This is a genomic window from Variovorax sp. Soil_C_17 (assembly GCF_057657265.1).
In genome coordinates this window covers 103,373-121,911 of record NZ_JBDGIT010000010.1, presented here as the reverse complement: position 1 = coordinate 121,911, position 18,539 = coordinate 103,373, and the positions used below count along the sequence as shown (strand labels likewise).

The following is an 18,539-nucleotide window of genomic DNA, read 5'->3' as shown; positions in this document are numbered from 1 at the left end:
CATTTCCACTGAGCGGACAAATGCTTCACTGGGAAAGTACAGGGCGCACCCGAAGCAGCAGGCGCTCGATCTTCCGGGCTTCGCGGTTGAGCAGCGATGCGACGTGCAGGGTCCTGGCGGCGTCCATGCGCGCGTTGACGGCAGCGACACTCAATGCGGCGAACGGCCTGCCCAGCGAGTCGTTCACGTGCCGCCCGACCGCCGTCGTGCCGAGAGTGATGCGATTGCGGATGACTGCGTGTCCTTTCTCCCGTGCGTTCTGGATCGAGTCGCGCAACGCGCCTTCCGGGAAACGCCAACGCGATTCGATCGCTGGCATGTTGGCCACCAACACGTCTTCCATTTCCGGGTTCGGCAGCGCCGCGAGTATGGCCAGCCCGCCTGCACCCAAACCAAGGGGGCGGCGACTGCCAACCTCCAGCGTCATCACACGGATCGGTGAAGGACCTTCCTGCCGGTCGATGCATACCGCGTCGTTGCCGCTGCGCTGGATCAGGTAGACGGTGTCCTCGGCCTCGATGGCGAGTTGCTCGAGGATGGGGCGACAAAGCCCGCGGATGTCGAACTGGCGCTCGGCGGCCAGTCCCAGCTCGAAGGCAAGCGGACCCAGCGTGTACTTGCGCGATTCCTCGTTCTGTTCCACGAGCCTTTGGCGCTCCATCTGCGCAAGGATGCGGTGCACCGTGGAATGCGGCAGCCGCAGGTCCTTAGACAGCTCGGTGAGCGACGCGCCGAGCCGGCCTCCGTTCGCGAGAGCGCACAACACCGCGATGGCGCGCTGCAGCGGTCCAATCATCTCGCTGGAGGTCGAGTCCGCGCCCATGGCTTTGCCGATCACGCGGGATCGAACACCTGCTCATGCAGCGCCCGAACGAGCCTGCGCAAGCCACTGGGGTCGGCGGCGACCCCGTAGACGTAACCGTCGGGACGCACCACGACGGCGCGAGCCCCGTGTTTCGCCATGAAGTCCCGGAAGATTCCCTCCTCCTCCTCCAGCGCGACGATGACCTGCGGTGGCACGGCGCCGTCCGTGTCGCCGATCACCACCCACTTCCCGTCCAGCCGCTGCCAGGCCTCGCGCGTCTTTGCGTCGAGCCATTCAGCCACACAGGCCTCGGTCGCGGCCAGCAGGAAGCCCACGCCGGTCACATCGTCCAACAGGACATCGCCCGATGGCACGGCCGGCGCCGAGCCCGCGACGCGAACTCGCGGCTGCACGAAAAGCGTGCCCGCACCGGGTGCAGGCAAGCCCTCGGCATCCGTGGCTACGAGGCCACCGGCAAGACCGGGAATGAAGTTTTGCCGCACCGTCTCGGCCCTACCGCTGTCCAGTTCTGCCTTCAGGCGCGCGTCTCTGCATCTTGCCGCTTCCACATCGAGCTCTCCGATGATCAGGCCGAAAGACTTCGCGGTGCTCACGATGGTGCGCACATGCGGCTTGCGTTCGACGCCGTAGGTGTCGAACAGGCGCGGATCCGCCCGCAGACGCTCGACCGCGTCCAGCTTCCAAGCCAGGTTGACGACATCGCGCACGCCAGCACACAGGCCCTGGCCCAGGAAAGGCGGCATCTGGTGCGCCGCGTCGCCCGCCAGGAAGACGCGGCCGCGGCGCCACTGCTCGGCCACGACGGCGTGGAACCGATAGACAGCCGTTCTGTACAGTTCCAGCGACTCCGTGTCGACGAACTCCGACAGCACGCGGCGGATGGATTCCTCGGTGTGGAAGTCATCCGCCCCTTCGCCCGGCAACAGCTTGATCTCCCAGCGCCGCAGGTCGCCGGGGCCGACAATGTAAGTTCCCGGCCGGGAGGGGCGGCAATACTGGACGCACCGCGACGGCAAGTCGACCCCACCGCGGAGCCACGCGTCGATCACGATCCACCACTCGTCGAAAGCGAGATCCTCGACCCCGCCGCCCAATTGCCTGCGCACCGGACTGCTGGCACCATCGCAGGCAATCAGGTACTTTGCGCCGAGCTCGAGATCGCGATCCAGCTCAAGGTTGCGCACGTGCACGCGAACCCCGCCCTGGGATTCATCGAAGCGCAAGAATCTGTGGGCCAGCAGGACTTCGACATGATCGAAACGAGCGACCCCCGCGCGCAGCTTTTCCTCAAGCTGCGGCTGCACGAACATGAAGCTCGGCTCCCAGCCCAATTGCTTCAGTCCCGGCTGCGGATAGAAGCGCTTGATCACTTCGCCATCCAGGCCGACGAAGTCGGTTCCCGGGTGGGGCGATGTATGCGCGGCAATGCCTTCCGCCAGGCCGCAGGCCTGGAATACACGCATGCACTCCTGATCCGCGGTGATTGCGCGTGGCTTGTCGTAGACCTGAGGCCACTGTTCGATGACCGCGATGCGCCAGCCGCGCAGCGCAAGTAGGTTGGCCAGGGTGGCGCCGGTCGGCCCGTAGCCCGTGATGATCGCGTCGTACTTCATGGTTCTGCAAGATGATCCACGCGAGGCGAGGTGAACAAGGCCGGTTGTCCATGCAGTGGACACGTTTCGGGGCTGGCGCTGGGTTTTCACCTACCTCTATTTTTCAATACGGTTCGTATAGTATTTATGTACGAGTCAGCCAGTATCAACGGAGACGACATGACCCTCAATAGACGACAGGTACTGAACGCAGGTGCGGGAATGCTTATGGCCGGGCTAACCGGCTCGGCACTTGCCGAGGACTATCCCAGCAAACCGATCCGGATCATCGTGGCCCTTCCGCCCGGCTCCGGGCTCGACGCCGACACGCGCTACTGGGCCGCCGGGCTCTCGGCGGTAGTGGGGCAATCCGTCGTTGTCGAGAATCGTCCCGGAGGTACGACGACCATCGGCACTGCTTACGCAGCGCGCTCGGCCCCCGACGGTTACACCCTCTTCATGGGAATTCCGAGCTCGCTTTGCTACATGCAGGAGCTGTACACGAAGCTGCCGTACAAGCCGACGGACTTCGACCCGATCAGTCAGCTGACCACCCTGCGCTGCTCGGTGCTTGCCCACCCGCGCGTTCCGGTATCGACGGCCGCGGAACTCGTCGCCCTGGCGAAGTCCACACCGGGTTCGCTGAACGCGGCCACCCAGGGCGTGGGAACCTTCCAGCACCTTCTCGGCGAATGGTTTGCTTCCATCACCGGCACCAGCCTCAAGTTCGTTCCCTACAACACGACGAGCCCATATACGGCCTTGCTGGGAGGCGAGGTGCACGTCATCTTCGACGCGCTGTCGCCTGCCGTGGCGAACGTGAAGGCGGGAAAGCTGAAGGCGCTTGCCATATCCGGGCGGACGCGGCACCCGGACTTCCCTCAAACGCCCACATTCGACGAGCTGGGCATCCGCAACTACGAGCCCTCCACGTGGTTCGGCCTCCTCGCCCCGGCAGGGACCCCCCAGCCGATCATTGCAAAGTTGGCCGCTGCCTGTGCGACAGTGGCTCGCAAGCCGGAAGTCGTGCAGCGATACCGGGACTACGGAGGCGAGCCGGTGGGCAGCACCCCGTCGGAGTTCAGCGCGTACATCCAGTCCGAACGCGCGAAGTGGGTGCCCGTAGTCAAGCAGTCAGGACTGAAGCTCGATCTGCCTGCCTGAACTACTCATCCTCGAGAGGCCAGAATATGGACTGATCCCGGCGACTCGTGCATGGCCCGTAGCGCCTTGGCGGATCGACAGACTGTCGGTCTCGAGCCGGGTCTCTGACCGCGACATTCTCTCAGCCGGCAGTGGTCAGTTTCTTTAAGAGAAAAAGCACCCCGAACAATACGGCCAACACGATGAAATACGCCAAGGGGCACCGGCCATCGTCTCCCACCATTTGGGCGGGCATAGTTTGCCTCTACTCACTCTGTTTTTCATCTCGTTCTATCGAAGAAGCCTTTGCTACACAGCGGTCTCAACTTTCAATGATCAATCGCTGCGGCTGCGTCAATGCTTGTCCGGAAACCCGCGCGTTATTCGCCAAGCGAGCTAGCAGGCGAAGCAGGTTCTCCTGTTGTTCCTTGTCGAAACCCGTCAGCAACTCAGCTTGGATGCGCTCAAGCACAGGAGTGACCCGCCTAGCAGAATCCAGACCTCCATCCGTGAGAAAAACCTCGACAACCCGCCGATCCGACGGTGACCGCGATCTGCGGCAAAGCCCCTTACGCTCCAGCCGATCAATCAATCGAGTCATACCGGCTGGATCGATTTCGCAAAAGTGCGCCAACTCGATCACGCGCAAGGGGCCGCGTGTGTACAGCCAATGTAACGGCCTCCATTGGGACTCCGTCAGTCCGTTGATATCGCTCAATCTCGCACTCACCGAAACCCTCACAAGTGCCAGAATTCTGCGGATCAGGAGATTCGGATCTTCGTCGGCGTCATAGTTCGAAAAGCTAGCCGGAGGCGACTCTGATGGGGAGATCGCGCTCATCTGGATTTTCGGAGCAATTCCTAGGCCGAGAATCTGCGAACGCCTCGGCCAAACGCTCATCGCAGCAAGCAAACCGAGTTCCTCACCGAGATCTCGAGCGCCGTCAAAGCGCTACTCAGCACGGATCCGTCGAACTCGGATGACCTCCGCCCAGCGGCCCTGTTCCGCCTGCCACAACGCCTGGAACGCATTGGGGTCGGAGAAGGTCGGCTCGGTGGCCGTCTTCGCGAAGAACTGCCTCATCTCGGGATGTTCAACGGCCTTCGCCAAGGCTTGGCTCAACTGCTGCACGAGGCCAGGCGACATGCGTGGCGGCCCTGCAAGTCCCATCCAGAAGTCGGCCGGCGCCTCAAGCACCTTCTCCTCGACCAGCGATGGCACATCGGGCAGCAAAGGCGAACGCTTGCTGGAAACAATGCCGAGCGGCGTGAGACGACCGGACTGGATCCACGGCATCGAAGTGCTGATCTCTCCGAAGAGAGCCTGGACCTCGTCCCCGACTGCGGCTTGCAACATCGCTGCCCCACCCTTGTATGGAACATGGACCATGTCCATGCCGGTTCGCAGCTTGACCAGTTCCATCACGAGGTGCGGATTGCTGCCGATTCCCGTGGAGCTGTAGTTCAACTGACCCGGCCGCGCCTTGACGTAGCTCACCAGCCCCTGGAAGTCGCGGACCGGCACCGACTTGTTCACCAACAGGACCGCACTCGTCCGAAGAAACTGGCCGATGGCAGTGAAATCCTTGGCGCCATCGTAGGGCGGCTTCTCTACCATCAGCGGCGCTGTGATCTGCGCCGATGGCAGCGAGAGCAACAAGGTATAGCCGTCCGCGGACGCTTGCAGCACGTTGGCCGTGCCCAGGGCGCCCGAAGCGCCGGCGCGATTGTCCACGACAACCGGCTGGCCCAGTTCCTCACGAAGGCGCTCGGCAATCGCGCGCGCCGCCAGATCGGCGGGCCCGCCAGGCGGCACGGGCACAACCATCCGGATCGAGCGCGACGGGTACGCGTCCCGACCCTGGGCCAGTGCCAGGGTCGGCAGTGAAGCCATGGCCGCAAGCAATCTGCGACGCGAACGCGATGGCCCCATCCTCGTGGCCTGAAAGCGGGCTTCGTGCACCATCCTCATTCTGGATTTCTTCCGATGAAGAAGGCCTCATCTGGATCCGACGTCGGCGCCAGACCGGCAGCCTCCAGACCGCGGCGCAGGACAGCCATGTCGCGCCCATGGAGTCGCGGCGTCGGCTGCGGGATGGGGCCACCGTTGTAGCCCTGCAGCCAAGCCTGGTACTTCCAGATGGTCCTGTTGATAAGCCCGCCCATCGCCATCGGCACACTGCCGAAGGCCTTGCGCGCCGGGTCGACCTTGTACCAGGCTTGGGTGGCCTCGTCGTACTTTCCGGCCTGGATCAGCTTGTGAACACGAGGCAGCCATGGTCCGTAGTAGGCCGAGTAGTTGGTGCCGCAGAAGGGGATGGGGATCACCTGTGCCAGTGGCACGTACTCGTATTCCAGCGGTGAGGAGATCACGACCTCTTTGTGGAACTCGCGATGCACCTCGATGGCCGACATGATGTGCGGCATGCCGCCTTCAGCCTTGATCGACACCACGTTCGGGCATTCGTCCACGAGGCGGCGCAGCAGAGGAAGCGGAATGTCCGCGGGGTGCAGGCTCCCGAATCCCCAGGCCGGGACCGGGAAGAGGATCACGCCCAGCCGGGTCGAGTCGCAGAGCGCCTTGGTGTAGGAGTAGACGTCCTCGAGCGACTTGGGATGGAAGAAGGGCGGATAGCCCAGCAGGACGAGGTCCGCGCCGGCCTCCTCGGCCAGCTTCACCGCCTCGATGTTCTCTTCGAGCGAGTTGAAAATGGCATGGTGAATCACCATGATGCGCCCGGCCGCCTGTTCCACCATGGCTCTCGTGAACTCGGCGTACTGCGCCAGGGTGATCGCGTGCTCCGAACAGGCGAGCGTGCCGACGAAGCCATGGCCGATCGCCGTTTCGATGTCGTGCCGCGCGGCCTTCGTGTTGATGCGTTTGAAATCGGACGTCATGGTCGGGATCGTCACGTTCGCGACGCCGTTCATGTGCTCGCGCGCCCATTCGCGGGCTTCTTTGCGGTGGTATCGGGTCATCAGGTACTCCTTCGGTAGTGTCAGAGGTTGCGCATTAGCGCTTGGATTCGAACTGGATGGGCAGCGGTGTGGCCAGGCCGGCCTCCAGCGCCTTGCGTACGATGAGTTCGGCGACGACGATGTCCTGGAGCCCGCCGCCCACCGACTTGAACATTCGGATGTCGGCCGAACGCACACGTTCGTCGCAAGCGCCGCTCACCAGGTCGTTCAGGCTGAAGGATTTGTCCCGGAACGACAGGCCCGCCGCCTTGGCCGCCATCATGTCGCCGGTTTCGGTGAGCACTTCTTCCAGGCTGTCGCAGATGATCAGGTCGCTGCGTTCGACAACGCTGGCGTCGATCTCCCGCTGCTGTGGAATGGTCGATCCGATGGAGACGACCGTCGCGCGAGGCTTGAGCCAGGAGCCGAAAAGGATCGGCTTCTCCCCCTGGGAGCGCGCAGCCGCCAGCACGACGTCGGCGCCATCCACGGCCGCGCCCGCACTGACCGCCGCGCGTGCAGGCACGCCGAGGTCGCGCGTCAGGGCTTGCGCGAACGCTTCCCGGCGCTCCGGTGTCGGGCTGTACACCACCACTTCGGTCAGGGCGCGTACCGCGGCGAAGGCCCTCGCGTGATGGGAGGCTTCCAGGCCACTGCCGAGCACCGCAAGGCGCGCCGGCGTGGCAGGTGCAAGTCCGTCCAGCGCGAGCGCCGACGTCGCCGCCGTGCGGAAGGCCGTGACGGCATTGGCGTCCAGGAAAGCCGCGATGCGGCTCGTCTCCCGGTCGAACAGCACGATCACATACTCGATGCCCGCGGCCACGCCCTGCACGCCCGCGGCCATCAACTTGGCTCCGAAGTAACGGCCCGCCGGCGGAAAGGCCGGCAGCGTACGCAGCCACGCCTTGCCCACGTTGGCAACGGTTCGGGGCGGCGTCGCGCCCGCGTGCTCGGGTAGCCGGTAGGAAGCACGCAGGGCTTCGATGGCATCGCTCCAGGTGAACACCTGGCGGGCGACCTCGCCGGAAACGAATACTGGACTGTCTGGATGGATGCTCATGGGGCTCTTGTATCAGTGGTCTGTCAGGCGAATGAAGGATGAAGGCCGTCCCAGCACAGGTACTTGAGCTCGAGGAACTCCTCGATGCCATAGTGCGAGCCTTCCCGGCCCAACCCGCTTTGCTTGATGCCGCCGAAAGGGGCAAGCTCGTTGGAGATCAGGCCCGTGTTGATGCCGACCATGCCCGACTCGAGCGATTCGGCCGCGCGCCAGATGCGCGCTGCGTCCTTGCTGAACAGGTAGGCAGCGAGCCCGAACTCGGTATCGTTGGCCATCGCGATCGCATCCTCGTCCGTCGCGAAGCGCACGAGCGGCATCACAGGGCCGAAGGTCTCTTCCACCGCCACGGCCATGCCGGCCGCAACATCCGCCAGCACGGTGGGTTCATAGAAGCAACCGCCGAGCACGTGGCGCCGGCCGCCAGTCAGCACGCGCGCACCACCGGCGACGGCGTTGCCGACGTGCTCCTCGACCTTGCTCACCGCGCCAGCGTCGATCATCGGGCCGATCTGCACGCCGGGCTCCAGCCCGTTGCCGACCTTGAGTTGCCCCACGCGTTCCGCCAGCCGCACGGCCAGCGCATCGTACATGCCGGCTTGCACCATCACGCGGTTGGCGGCGATGCACGACTGGCCGGTGTTGCGGAACTTCGCGACGAGGATGCCTTCCACTGCAGTGTCGATGTCGGCGTCGTCGAACACGATGCAAGGCGCGTTGCCGCCCAGTTCCATCGAACACTTCTTGATCGTCGAGGCGGACTGCTGCAGCAGAACCCGGCCGACTTCGGTCGACCCGGTAAAGGTGACTTTGCGCACCAGGGGGTGCGAGGTCAACACGCTCCCAATGGCTCGCGTGTCGCCGCCCGTAACGACGTTGAAGACCCCGGCGGGAATGCCCGCGCGCAGCGCGAGTTCTCCGAGGGCCAGCGCGGTGAGCGGTGTCTGGCTGGCCGGCTTCACGACCATCGAACAGCCGGCTGCCAGTGCCGGGCCGGCCTTGCGCGTGATCATGGCAGCCGGGAAGTTCCACGGCGTGATGGCCGCGCACACACCGATCGGCTGCTTGAGCGTGACGATGCGCTGCGTCTCCCGGGGCGCCGGGATCACATCGCCGCGCACGCGCTTGGCTTCCTCGGCAAACCACTGCACGAACCCTGCGGCGTAGTCGATCTCGCCACGCGCTTCGCTCAGGGGCTTTCCCTCTTCCAGCGTGATCAGCGTCGCCAGGTCTTCCTTGTTCTCGACGATCAACGACCACCAGCGAATCAGCACCTGCGAGCGGTGCTTGGCGGTGGTCTGGCGCCAGGCGCGAAAAGCCTTGTCGGCCGCCACGATGGCCCGCGTGGTCTCCTCCTCCTTGCAGCGCGGCAGCCTCGCGAGAACCTCGCTCGTCGCGGGGTTGCGCAGTTCCGAATAGCCGTGGGCTGTCTCGGTGATCCATTTTCCGTCGATCAGCGCGGCTTCGCGGAGCAGATCCGGGTTCTTGAGAAGGTGGCGAGCCACGGCATTCCTTTCGGTGGGGTCCATATCCAAGGCGAACAGGGCTTCTGCGCGCTCTGCAACAAGGGAGAGTTGTCGAAGTTATTGCGATACGGGCCGTATTGTATAAGCTCGTCTCGATCGGCGGCACCACGGGAAAACCCGGCCCGGAAGAACTTTGCGTTGTCATAGGCAAGCGCGACACGTTCCTCGCCTCCGTTCGGGTTTGCCCCCATATCGGCACACAGTGATCGATCTACCATTCGAACGTAGCGAGACTAGTCGTCTCGTATTGCAACTTGAAATCCATTTCCCCGGAGACACCATGGACAGATCGATTGATGGCCTGAAGGGCCGCACCTCTCTCGTGTTGGGCCACTGCGCAGGCATGATCGACATCGTCGCGCTGCCGGTCTGGGTGGGCATTGTCCTGATCGGACAGTTTGGCTTCGAGCCGCAGCGCGCAGGATCACTGGTCACATTCTTCCTGGCAGCGGTCGTCGTTTGCAGCCTGCTTGTCTCGCCGCGCGTCAATCGCATCCGGGGAACGGCGGTGGTCCCGGCGGCCTTTGGCGTGGCCGCAGCGGCCTTCTTCGCCCTGTCCACGACGAAGGATTACGGAACGATGGCTTTGCTGCACGTCATCGGCGGCCTGGGCGTCGGATGCGCTCTCTCGATCACCCATTCGACCATCGGCGCGAGCGCCAATCCTCACCGGCTGATCGCCATCGCATTCACCGCTTTGAGCGTACTGTCGTTCGGTTTCCTAGGTGGCGTGCCACAGCTCGTAAGCGTCGAGGGCGGATCCGCGCTGTTCGTGGTTCTCGGCTCGATCATGCTCGTGGCAGCGCTGGCCGCAGCGATCGGATTTCCCGCGCGGCCAGCAGCGCCTTCTCGGGTCAACAGGCAGGTCGTGCAAGCGCCACTCGCGCGCGGCGTCTGGTTCGCCATGGTCGGCACCAGCCTCATGACGCTGAGCCACTCGATGATGCTCAGCTACATGGAGCGCGTCGGCGATGCGCACGGCTTCAGCAAGCAGATGGTGATGGGCGTGCTGCTCGCCGTTGGCATCGTGAACCTGCTCCCGGGCGTTCTCGCTGCCGTGCTCGAGCGCAAGTTGTCCGCCCAGGCAGTGATGGTCGCGGGCCCCATACTGCAAGTCCTTCTGGGCCTGACGCTCACCCAGTCCTCGCAGTTTGGCTCCTACGCCTTTGCGGCCGCGGTGTTCCCGGCGGTGATGATCTTCACCCACACTTTCGTATTTGCCTTCCTCGCTCGCAACGACGCCTCCACGCGAGCGGTGGCAGCGACTCCGGTCATCACCATGGCCGGCTCAGCCATAGGGCCGATCGTCGGCGGTGTCGTCGCCCAGAACCTGGGCTACACCAGCATCGGTTGGGCCGTTGCTTTCGTGGCGACGATCGGCGCGCTCTGCTTCATGCAGGCAGGCCGAGGAACGGTGCGCAAGGTGGCGACCGCCGAGGCCACCCCCACCTGAGAGCCATCCCCATTGAATCACCAGAGAAAGTTGACCTCATGAACATCATCGGACCCGACGAGCTCGAATTCGGTGTTCCCGACGTCGCCGCCGCCGAACAATTCCTTGTCGACTACGGCCTCCTGCCACGCGGGCGAGGGCGTTACGAGGCCCTGGACGGCACGGCCGTCGTCGTCAAGGCAGCCGACGATCCCACTCTCCCCCCCAAGACTCTGGACACGGCGAACATGCTGCGAAAGACGGTGTACGGCGTCACCGACGCACACACGCTTCGCGCGATCGCCGAGGAACTCGGACGCGACCGCAGGGTGAAGCAACTGCCTGATGGTTCTCTCGAATGCACCGATGACGTCGGCTTCGTCCTTGGTTTCAAGGTGTCCAGGCGACAGCCTGTCAATCTGCCCGCGGAGCGAGTGAACGCACCGGGCGATCCGAATCGGCCGGTCAACACACCTGTCTCGCCATCGTCGGGACCCGGCGAGCAACCGCGGCCGCGAACCTTGTCCCACGTTGTCTACTTCGTTCCCGATGTCGAGCGGGCCGAAGCCTTCTACACACAGCGACTAGGCTTTCGGGTCAGCGATCGCTTCATCGGCATGGGCCCCTTCCTGCGGCCTGCCGGCACGATCGAGCATCACACGCTTTTCATGATCAAGACGCCGCCGCACATGCAGGGTTGCGAGCATTTCACCTTCCACATGGGTGGCCCGGGCGAGCTTCTGACGGCCGGATGGAGCCTGGCGCACAAGGGCTACCAGTCCTACTGGGGACCGGGCCGGCATCGCTTCGGCTCCAACTGGTTCTGGTACTTCAACTCTCCGTTGGGTTGCCACGTCGAGTACGACGCCGACATGGACCTTCACGATGACCGATGGGTCCCGCGCGAGGTGGCGGCTGAAACCGACATGTCGCAGATCTTCCTGTTCGACTGGCGGGAGAAGTGGGCGCCGGGCGGTCCGCCGCCCAAGGCCGAATAAGCCATGCCCCAACGACCTCTTTGCCACGTCGATGAACTGAAGGAGGATTCTGCCCGGGGCTTCGCGCTCGATCGCCCCGGCCGGGACGCCATGTTTCTGGTAAAGCACGAGGGGTCGGTGTACGGCTACCGCAATGACTGCCCGCACTGGCCCGGCAGCGCCATGGCGTGGCGGCGCGATGGCTATCTGAATCGCGACGCCACCCGCATTGTTTGCAGCGGACACGCCGCAGAGTTCGACATTCCGACGGGCCGCTGCACAGCCGGCCCTTGTTTGGGCAGCTCGCTGACGCCAGTAGAACTTGAGACCGATGCCCAGGGATGGATTCTTGCCATGATCGACGCCGCCGAGGCCCCGCACGGGGACTAACTAAGACCCATGCACACGCTTCACCTACTCTGGTTCGTTCCCTCCCCCCTGGTCGTCGCTGCCAACGCGTGGGCGCTGACGTCATCCGTTGCACTGCACGCGCAGCGCAACCCCTCGTCCGAGGCGCAGTTCGAGGCCCTCGCTGCGGGCCGGGTGGATGCGGTCGTCACCGCCATTGACAACGTGATGGACTGGAACTTGCGCGCGGGACCGCAGGATCTCCGTGTGATCGCCCAGTTGGAGCGCACCACCCCGTTGACGCTCGTGGGGCGGAAGGGCTTGGCCGCGCTGAGGCACTTGCGCGGCGCCACCCTGCTGGTGGATGCGCCACGCAACGGCTTTGTCGTGGCGCTTCGCGCCATGCTAACCGAACGAGGCATCGACGCCGGCGCCTATGCACTTGAAATGGTGGGTGGAGTCAAGGAGCGCTACGATGCGCTGGTCGCCGGTCGCGGCGACGCCACCTTGCTCGGACCGCCTTACGACCTCATGGCATCCGAGGCGGGCCTGAGTTGCCTTGCCAATGTGCAAGCGCTGTATCCCGCATTTCCGGGACAAGGCCTGGTCATCAGCGCGCGCAAGTTGGATTGGCTTCGACCAGCCCTGTCAAGCTGGCTGGCCGCATTGGACGGCGCTCGCCAGCGCATGGCCGCCGATCTGGATGCCGCGCGGCAGACGCTCGCGCGCGAGGGCTTCCCCGCGCCGGCTGTGGAAGCCATGCTGTCGACGATCCCGGCTTCGCTGTGCCCGGATCGCGTTGGTGTCGAGTTGCTGATCGAGCAGCGCCGAAAAGCAGGTCTGCCGGGTGCAGACACCACGTACGAGCAGCTGGTCGAGCCCTCCGTCTTGCCGCGGGACTGAGCACCACGTTCCCAGACGCAGGTCACGCAGTCTTACGCCGCAGCGCGCGCGGTGCGATAGCCCCCGTTTCCGGCGGTGCCAGCATCTGCATGACTGCAGCGCAATGCGTGTCCGCGAACTTCTTGTCCAACGGAAGGTGCCCCACGAGAAGCCGGAAGTAGATTGGCGCGTAGAGCATGTCCATCTGCAGTTCCGCGTCCATGTCGCTTCGGATCTCGCCGAGGCGGCGTGCATCTTCGAGCACTTCCCGCACTACCGCACGCCGGCCGTACCAGAAGCGCTCGCGAAACTCGCGCAACACGTTCGGATCGCCTTGCCCCTCGGCCAGGACCTGCGCGACGACCCGCCCCGACCATCCGTTGTACTCATCGATCAGCAGATGGATGTGGCGGATCAGCGCCTCGCGCGGGCTGCCGACCCTTGGCATGGGCGTGTGGCTTAGGTGCGTGTGCAGAAACGCCTCGATGACCACCGCAGCCTTCGAATTCCACCAGCGATAGATCGTGGCCTTGCCGACACCCGCCTCACGTGCGATCGACTCGATGGAGATCTGTTGCAGCGGCGTCGTGCCTAGCAGCTTGAGCGTCGCATCCAGGATGGCAACGCGTGAAGCATCGCTACGCGCTCGCCCAGGCGAGCGAGGGGGCAGCGCGCCGACCCCGACAGGGTCGGCGCGAGCGGATGAGCGCACGGAGGAACGGGCGCTGGGCTTTGCCGCTGTTCCTTTGGAAGAAGTCTTGGTAGGCAAGGTACTGTGCAATCTACAACAACACGCTCATTATCCGGGACTTGCCAGGCTGGCATTACACAATCGCGCTGAGGACCGACGGATGCGGCACTCGCGCCGCATGGCACCATCACGGGTGTTCTCAAGCTTTCCCGCCGGGCTCGAGATCCAGCAGAACGAAAGCCATGCGGCATGGCTTGCTGGAACGATTCGACCAGCTATGGTTGGTGGCGCGTTGAATCAGGACGTCGCCCGAGCGCATGAGCGTCTCGCCCTCGTCCATGAGAGCATAGATCTCACCCTCCAGCACGATCGCGTAGTCCAGAGAGGCGGTCTTGTGAAACCAGAAGTGCCGTGCGTCCCCGTGGTCGCGAACGCCGTGATCGTCCAGGAAGCGCGCCAGCGCCGACGTGTCGTAATTGGCGTCGGGCGGGAAATCCACGATTCGCAGGAGGGATCCCCCCCTCGAATGGAATCCGAAAGCGTGGCCGGCCGGCGCCGGCTCGGCGCCGGCTGCGGCCGACTCCCCCGTGACCCAGACTACATGGGCCGGTGGGGAGCCAGGATCGCTCGTGTGGTTCGGTGTTGGTCCGTCCGAGGTGAAGACCGATTTGCCCTGCGCGTTCTCGCCCGTGACGATGCGACGCACGGGGCGCAACTGTGTCGGCGCCTTCTCCCGCTTCCCGTCGACGATGGTTTCCGTATTCACTGTGGTTCGTTCCTGTTGAGATAATGGTGGCGCCGGATGCTCACATCGGCTGGCCGAGGTACTGGTAGGTTTTGAGGAGCAAGGCGGCGGTCTGGTGGGGATCGGGCACAGGGTCGCGCTCGTAGTTGCACAGTTGCAGCGAGGCGTCATAAACCACCTTGACACGCTCGAAGCGTCGCTGCGAGTGCGCCTGCAGCGCTTGCGGGATGCTGTCGCAGGCGTCGACACATTCGGCCAGCACCACCGCGTCTTCGATCGCCATGCCACCGCCCGAAGTCATCTGGGGCGTCGGCGAATGCGCTGCGTCCCCAAGGAGCACGACCCGATTCCTGTGCCATGGCGATGGCACCAGCGTGATGTCGAAGGGCCGGAACAGGACCTGAGCGGGCTCGGACACCAGCGCGAGCGAATCCTGGATCACAGGGGCGCAGAAGCCGTCCAGCCGCTCACGCAGCAGGACGTGGAGTTCGCCCTCCGGCATATGCAGGTGCTGCGCGCTGTTCTCCAGAAAGAACAGATAGCATGTGTCCCGGGAGGTGGGGATCGCACCGACGGTGCGTTTGCCGTCTGCCGAGCGATACAGGCAGAAGCCATCCACTTCGACGGGCCGCGGCGCGTTGAAGCGCCACGCACTCTGGCCGGCGAAGCGCGGCTTGTACTCGGCTCCGAACACGCGGTCGCGCAGTTTGGAATAGGCGCCATCCGCAGCCACCACCAGGTCATATTCCTGCTGTCGACCGTCGGACAAGGTGACCTCCACCTTGTCGCTGCGATCAATGAGATCGCTGACGGTCAATCCCTTCTCGAGCAGCGCCCCGGCGGACGCCGCCGCCCCCTCGAGGATGCGCGCCAGTTCTGGCCGTCGCATGCCGCATCCCAGGGGCGCCGGGTTCGAAGCCACCAGGCGGCCCGTGAAGTCATGCTGCTTGAACACCTCAAAAGCGATGCCGCTGTCCAGGCATTGCTCGGCGAGCCCGATCGTGGCCAGCGCTCGCATCGTGTTGTGCAGAAGGCAGATGCCCGCGCCGGTCGCTGGAGTCTCGGATTTGCTGTCGATGCAGTGCACCTCCAACCCCGCACGCCGCAACGTGTAGGCCGCCGTCGCGCCGCCGATGCCGCTGCCCACCACGAGAACTTTGCTTGCTTTTTTCATGTCAAATCTCCTCGCCCACCTTCGAACGGGCATGCCTCATTGGGCTTGTCGCTTCCGCCACGCAGACGTTGCGCTGTCGGCCCAGTCCTTCGATCTCGGAGTCCATCACATCGCCGTCGCGCAGAAAACGGTTGTAGTGCGTGCCATTGCCCGCGGGCGAACCCGTGGCGATGAGGTCCCCGGGCCAGAGCTCGACGTGCGAGCTGATGTATTCGATCTGTCGCGCCACGTCGAACAGCATGTCCGCCGTGGATTCGTCCTGCATGGTTTGCCCGTTCAGCCTGAGCGCAATGCGCAGCCTCTGCGGGTCCGGCACGAAGCACGCAGGCACCAGGGTCGGACCGAATGGCATGAAGGTGGGGGGCGACTTGGACCTCAACCAATCCGTGCCCAGCATCTTGTAGTCGGTGCGCGCGATGAGGTCGCGCGCCGAGACGTCGTTCACCACCGAGTAGCCGGCCACATAGCCGAGCGCATCTTCGCGCCGCACATTGCGGGCTCGCCGGCCGATGATCACCGCGAGCTCCACCTCCCAATCGGGCTGGTGCGTGGTCGCGGGAAGCACGACCGGATCGAATGCACCCGTGATGGCCGACGGCAGCTTCGTGAACACATAGGGTTCTCCGCTGGCCAGCCGCTCGTCCATCATGTCCTCGGCCCATCTGCGCAGCGCTTCTCCTTCGAGACCTGGCGGACCGACGCCCATGTCCAGCGTGAGGTCCACCACATGCTTGCGGTAGTTGGCCCCCGTGCAGAGCACCTGCCGTGGCAGGTCGACAGGAGCATGCACCCGGAGGCTGGACATGGCCATGGCGGCCGGGTGCTCGGGCGAAAACCGTTGCGCCAGGGTGCGCAGCACCGGGAGGTTCTCGGTCCAGCCCTGCAGCAGGTCGAGAACCGAAGCGCCGGCGGACCAGCCCGCACCGCAGCGCATCGCCTCTGCGTGCAGCTCTTCGAGACGCAGCACGCGTTCGCCGAGGCAGAGGCCGGCAAAACGCCGTCCGTCCTCCCGAGAGAAGGTGCCAAGTGAGAACTTCATTGCCCGTTGCTCACATGAACGGCTTGCGCGGCTCGGGCCACCAGGTGCCCTGCTGACGCTGACCCAGGCGGTTGCGCAAGACCCCGACGCCTGCGACCTCCAGTTCCACCACATCGCCCGGATTGAGGCTGCGGCCAAGTTCCAGCGCCGAACCGTTGCCCATAGTGCCCGATCCGATGACGTCTCCCGGCTGCACGTGATCGCCCAGCGATACGTAGGCGATCAGTTCATCGATGCTCCAGAGCAATTCCGAGCTGTCGCCCTCGCCCCAGGTTTCGCCGTTCACGCGTACGGACATGCGTATGTTGTCGAGACGGGGAAACTCGTCGATCGTGGTAATCCAGGGGCCGATTCCGTACGCGAAGTCCTTGCTCTTGGTGGGCCCCATCCCGATTGCGAACTCGTTGGCCTGCAGATCGCGCGCCGAGAAGTCATTGAAGATCGTGACGCCGAAGAGGTGCGACCGTGCAGTCTCCGGCGTGATGTCGTGGGCGCCGCGTCCGATCACCCAGCCGATCTCCAGTTCATAGTCCATCTTGTCGCAGCGGAAGGGCCACGGCACTTCGGCTTCGTGCCCTATGACCGTCCAGGGCGAGCCCTTGAAGTACCCGGGCACCTGCAGCAAGGCAGGCGCGGGCGTGAGCTTCATTCGCTCGTGGAACTGCCGAATGTGCTTCACGAAGGTGAGTCCGTCACGCACGATCGACGGGTCGCAGGCAGGGGCCCAGTGCAGGCCGTCCATTGGCAACGAAGCGTCGTCTCCGTACTGGTGCGCCGCCTCCGTCGCCGTATCGAGGAACTGCTGTCCCAGAGCGATCGCGGCCGACATGCTTTCCGGAAACACGACCGAGGCGTAGCGCAGCGCCGCCTCACGGCTCGCGCCGCGCGCCTGCTGGCGTAGAACTTCCGCAGCCCGCAGGTCGACAACGCGCGATTGCTCCGGCAGAACCATGCAGATGCGCTGGACGGGACCGTCGAGACCTTGGACCACAAATCTTCCGAGTTTCACTTTGACTCCAGGTTGGCGTGATATTGTTTCGATACTATACGTCTCGGTTCTACCTCGATTCCCTGGTGTTTACCCCTAGCGAAGCACGGGTAGATCTTGGCGGCCCATCCGTTGACCAAGGTCACCAAGAGGCGGTATTATTTTACAACGATACGGCCCGTCTCGTCCCGAAGCCAAACAATGCCATGCCATGCCGGGTTGCGGTCAGCGTCCGGCGTCCGGCTTCCACCATCTCTTCACCTGTCACACCATGAGCAAACGCCCTCCCGTCATCATCTCCTGCGCCCTGACGGGAGCCGGAGATACGCGATCCAGGAATCCCGCGGTACCCGCGACACCGCGCGAGATCGCGGACCAGGCAATCGATGCCGCCCGTGCCGGCGCGTCCGTCGTGCACGTCCATGTGCGCGATCCGCGGACCGGCAAGTCTTCGACGAAGTTCGCCTACTACGAGGAGGTGGTGCAGCGCATCCGCGAATCACGCTGTGACGTGCTGATCAACTTGACGACAGGCCCCGGCACGATGCTGACCGTTCCGACCGACTCGCCGTTTCGGGTGGAGCCCATTCCGGATGCGGAGCTGATGACCCCGCAAGAGCGCGTGGCGCACGTGGTGAAGCTCAAGCCAGACATCTGCAGTCTCGATGTCGCCACGATGAATTTCGGAGAGGCCGCCTTCGTGAATACCGCGCAGCATCTGCGCGAGATGGCCTCACAGATCGCGCAGGCCGGCGTCACGATGGAGCTGGAGGTCTTCGACTTCGGCCACGTGCGCCTTGCCAGCCACTTGATCGGCATCGGGGCAATTCCCAGCAGTGCCTATTTTCAGCTGTGCCTTTCGGTTCCCTGGGGCGCACCGGCGGCGCCGACCGTCGTCGCCGAGATGCAGCGCCTTCTCCCCGCCGGAGCAAAGTGGAGTGCTTTCGGCATCGGGCCGGACCAATTCCCGATGGTGGCGACCGCGGCGATCCTCGGCGGGCATGTGCGGGTCGGCCTCGAGGACAACCTGTATGTGTCGCCCGGGAAACTCGCGCGCGACAACGCTGAACTGGTCGCCAAGGCAGCCAGGATAATCGATGACCTCGGCTACGAGGTGGCTGCGGTAGACCACGCCCGCAGCACGCTGCTGGGCGCTTGACC

18 protein-coding genes are annotated in these 18,539 nt (G+C 64.4%); 6 read left to right on the top strand and 12 right to left on the bottom strand.

Annotation, left to right across the window (positions count from 1 at the left end; genetic code table 11):
- Positions 1-25: 25 nt before the first annotated feature.
- The gene (locus AC3A6Y_RS29835) at positions 26-838 is read right to left on the bottom strand and encodes an IclR family transcriptional regulator (protein ID WP_487871837.1); all 813 of its coding nucleotides are present in this window, start codon (positions 836-838) and stop codon (positions 26-28) included.
- Positions 835-2,439 (bottom strand): bifunctional 3-(3-hydroxy-phenyl)propionate/3-hydroxycinnamic acid hydroxylase MhpA, encoded by a 1,605-nt coding sequence (gene mhpA, locus AC3A6Y_RS29830; protein WP_487871836.1) that lies wholly within the window; start codon positions 2,437-2,439, stop codon positions 835-837. Before mhpA ends, AC3A6Y_RS29835 begins: the two co-directional genes overlap by 4 nt.
- A gap of 159 nt (positions 2,440-2,598) precedes the next feature.
- Between mhpA and AC3A6Y_RS29825 the strand changes: the two genes are divergently transcribed.
- On the top strand, positions 2,599-3,582 hold the full coding sequence (locus tag AC3A6Y_RS29825; RefSeq protein WP_487871835.1) for a Bug family tripartite tricarboxylate transporter substrate binding protein: 984 nt from the start codon (positions 2,599-2,601) through the stop codon (positions 3,580-3,582).
- Positions 3,583-3,883: 301 nt separating this feature from the next.
- On the opposite strand, the gene AC3A6Y_RS29820 is transcribed toward AC3A6Y_RS29825, so the two are convergent.
- From AC3A6Y_RS29820 to AC3A6Y_RS29800, 5 genes are all read right to left on the bottom strand, one after another.
- Positions 3,884-4,402 carry a MarR family winged helix-turn-helix transcriptional regulator gene (locus AC3A6Y_RS29820; protein ID WP_487871834.1) on the bottom strand — a complete coding sequence of 173 codons (519 nt, stop codon included), beginning with the start codon at positions 4,400-4,402 and terminating at the stop codon, positions 3,884-3,886.
- A gap of 111 nt (positions 4,403-4,513) precedes the next feature.
- Positions 4,514-5,455, bottom strand: coding sequence for a Bug family tripartite tricarboxylate transporter substrate binding protein (locus AC3A6Y_RS29815; RefSeq protein ID WP_487871833.1), 942 nt, complete (start codon positions 5,453-5,455; stop codon positions 4,514-4,516).
- Positions 5,456-5,529: 74 nt separating this feature from the next.
- Complete coding sequence (locus AC3A6Y_RS29810; protein ID WP_487871832.1) at positions 5,530-6,540, bottom strand: dihydrodipicolinate synthase family protein; 1,011 nt, start codon at positions 6,538-6,540, stop codon at positions 5,530-5,532.
- A gap of 34 nt (positions 6,541-6,574) precedes the next feature.
- The gene (locus AC3A6Y_RS29805; RefSeq protein ID WP_487871831.1) at positions 6,575-7,525 is read right to left on the bottom strand and encodes an ornithine cyclodeaminase family protein; all 951 of its coding nucleotides are present in this window, start codon (positions 7,523-7,525) and stop codon (positions 6,575-6,577) included.
- 77 nt (positions 7,526-7,602) lie between these two features.
- Positions 7,603-9,081: an NAD-dependent succinate-semialdehyde dehydrogenase gene (locus AC3A6Y_RS29800; RefSeq protein WP_487871830.1), complete on the bottom strand. Its 1,479-nt coding sequence runs from the start codon at positions 9,079-9,081 to the stop codon at positions 7,603-7,605.
- A gap of 301 nt (positions 9,082-9,382) precedes the next feature.
- On the opposite strand from AC3A6Y_RS29800, the gene AC3A6Y_RS29795 reads away from it, so the two are divergent.
- Genes AC3A6Y_RS29795 through AC3A6Y_RS29780 form a run of 4 tightly spaced genes read left to right on the top strand, consistent with a single transcriptional unit; the run spans position 9,383 to position 12,762 of the window.
- Positions 9,383-10,555 carry an MFS transporter gene (locus tag AC3A6Y_RS29795; protein ID WP_487871829.1) on the top strand — a complete coding sequence of 391 codons (1,173 nt, stop codon included), beginning with the start codon at positions 9,383-9,385 and terminating at the stop codon, positions 10,553-10,555.
- 38 nt (positions 10,556-10,593) lie between these two features.
- Entirely contained in the window at positions 10,594-11,532 is a 939-nt protein-coding gene (locus AC3A6Y_RS29790; protein ID WP_487871828.1) for a VOC family protein, read from the top strand.
- A 3-nt stretch (positions 11,533-11,535) separates the two neighbouring features.
- Positions 11,536-11,901, top strand: coding sequence for a Rieske (2Fe-2S) protein (locus tag AC3A6Y_RS29785; protein ID WP_487871827.1), 366 nt, complete (start codon positions 11,536-11,538; stop codon positions 11,899-11,901).
- Positions 11,902-11,910: 9 nt separating this feature from the next.
- A complete protein-coding gene (locus AC3A6Y_RS29780; RefSeq protein ID WP_487871826.1) occupies positions 11,911-12,762 on the top strand; it encodes an ABC transporter substrate-binding protein in 852 nt (283 codons plus the stop codon).
- A 22-nt stretch (positions 12,763-12,784) separates the two neighbouring features.
- Here the strand turns inward: AC3A6Y_RS29780 and AC3A6Y_RS29775 are convergent, their stop codons facing one another.
- The 5 genes from AC3A6Y_RS29775 to AC3A6Y_RS29755 all read right to left on the bottom strand — a co-directional run bounded on the left by AC3A6Y_RS29775 (position 12,785) and on the right by AC3A6Y_RS29755 (position 17,399).
- Complete coding sequence (locus AC3A6Y_RS29775) at positions 12,785-13,453, bottom strand: TetR/AcrR family transcriptional regulator (RefSeq protein ID WP_487871825.1); 669 nt, start codon at positions 13,451-13,453, stop codon at positions 12,785-12,787.
- A 178-nt stretch (positions 13,454-13,631) separates the two neighbouring features.
- On the bottom strand, positions 13,632-14,198 hold the full coding sequence (locus AC3A6Y_RS29770; protein ID WP_487871824.1) for a cupin domain-containing protein: 567 nt from the start codon (positions 14,196-14,198) through the stop codon (positions 13,632-13,634).
- 40 nt (positions 14,199-14,238) lie between these two features.
- Positions 14,239-15,351, bottom strand: a complete 1,113-nt coding sequence (locus AC3A6Y_RS29765) for an FAD-dependent monooxygenase (protein ID WP_487871823.1) — start codon at positions 15,349-15,351, stop codon at positions 14,239-14,241.
- Position 15,352: 1 nt separating this feature from the next.
- Positions 15,353-16,390, bottom strand: a complete 1,038-nt coding sequence (locus AC3A6Y_RS29760; protein ID WP_487871822.1) for a fumarylacetoacetate hydrolase family protein — start codon at positions 16,388-16,390, stop codon at positions 15,353-15,355.
- Between the two features lie 10 nt (positions 16,391-16,400).
- Positions 16,401-17,399, bottom strand: a complete 999-nt coding sequence (locus AC3A6Y_RS29755; RefSeq protein ID WP_487871821.1) for a fumarylacetoacetate hydrolase family protein — start codon at positions 17,397-17,399, stop codon at positions 16,401-16,403.
- A gap of 250 nt (positions 17,400-17,649) precedes the next feature.
- On the opposite strand from AC3A6Y_RS29755, the gene AC3A6Y_RS29750 reads away from it, so the two are divergent.
- Positions 17,650-18,537 carry a beta-keto acid cleavage family enzyme gene (locus AC3A6Y_RS29750; protein ID WP_487871820.1) on the top strand — a complete coding sequence of 296 codons (888 nt, stop codon included), beginning with the start codon at positions 17,650-17,652 and terminating at the stop codon, positions 18,535-18,537.
- The last annotated feature ends 2 nt before the right edge of the window (positions 18,538-18,539 follow it).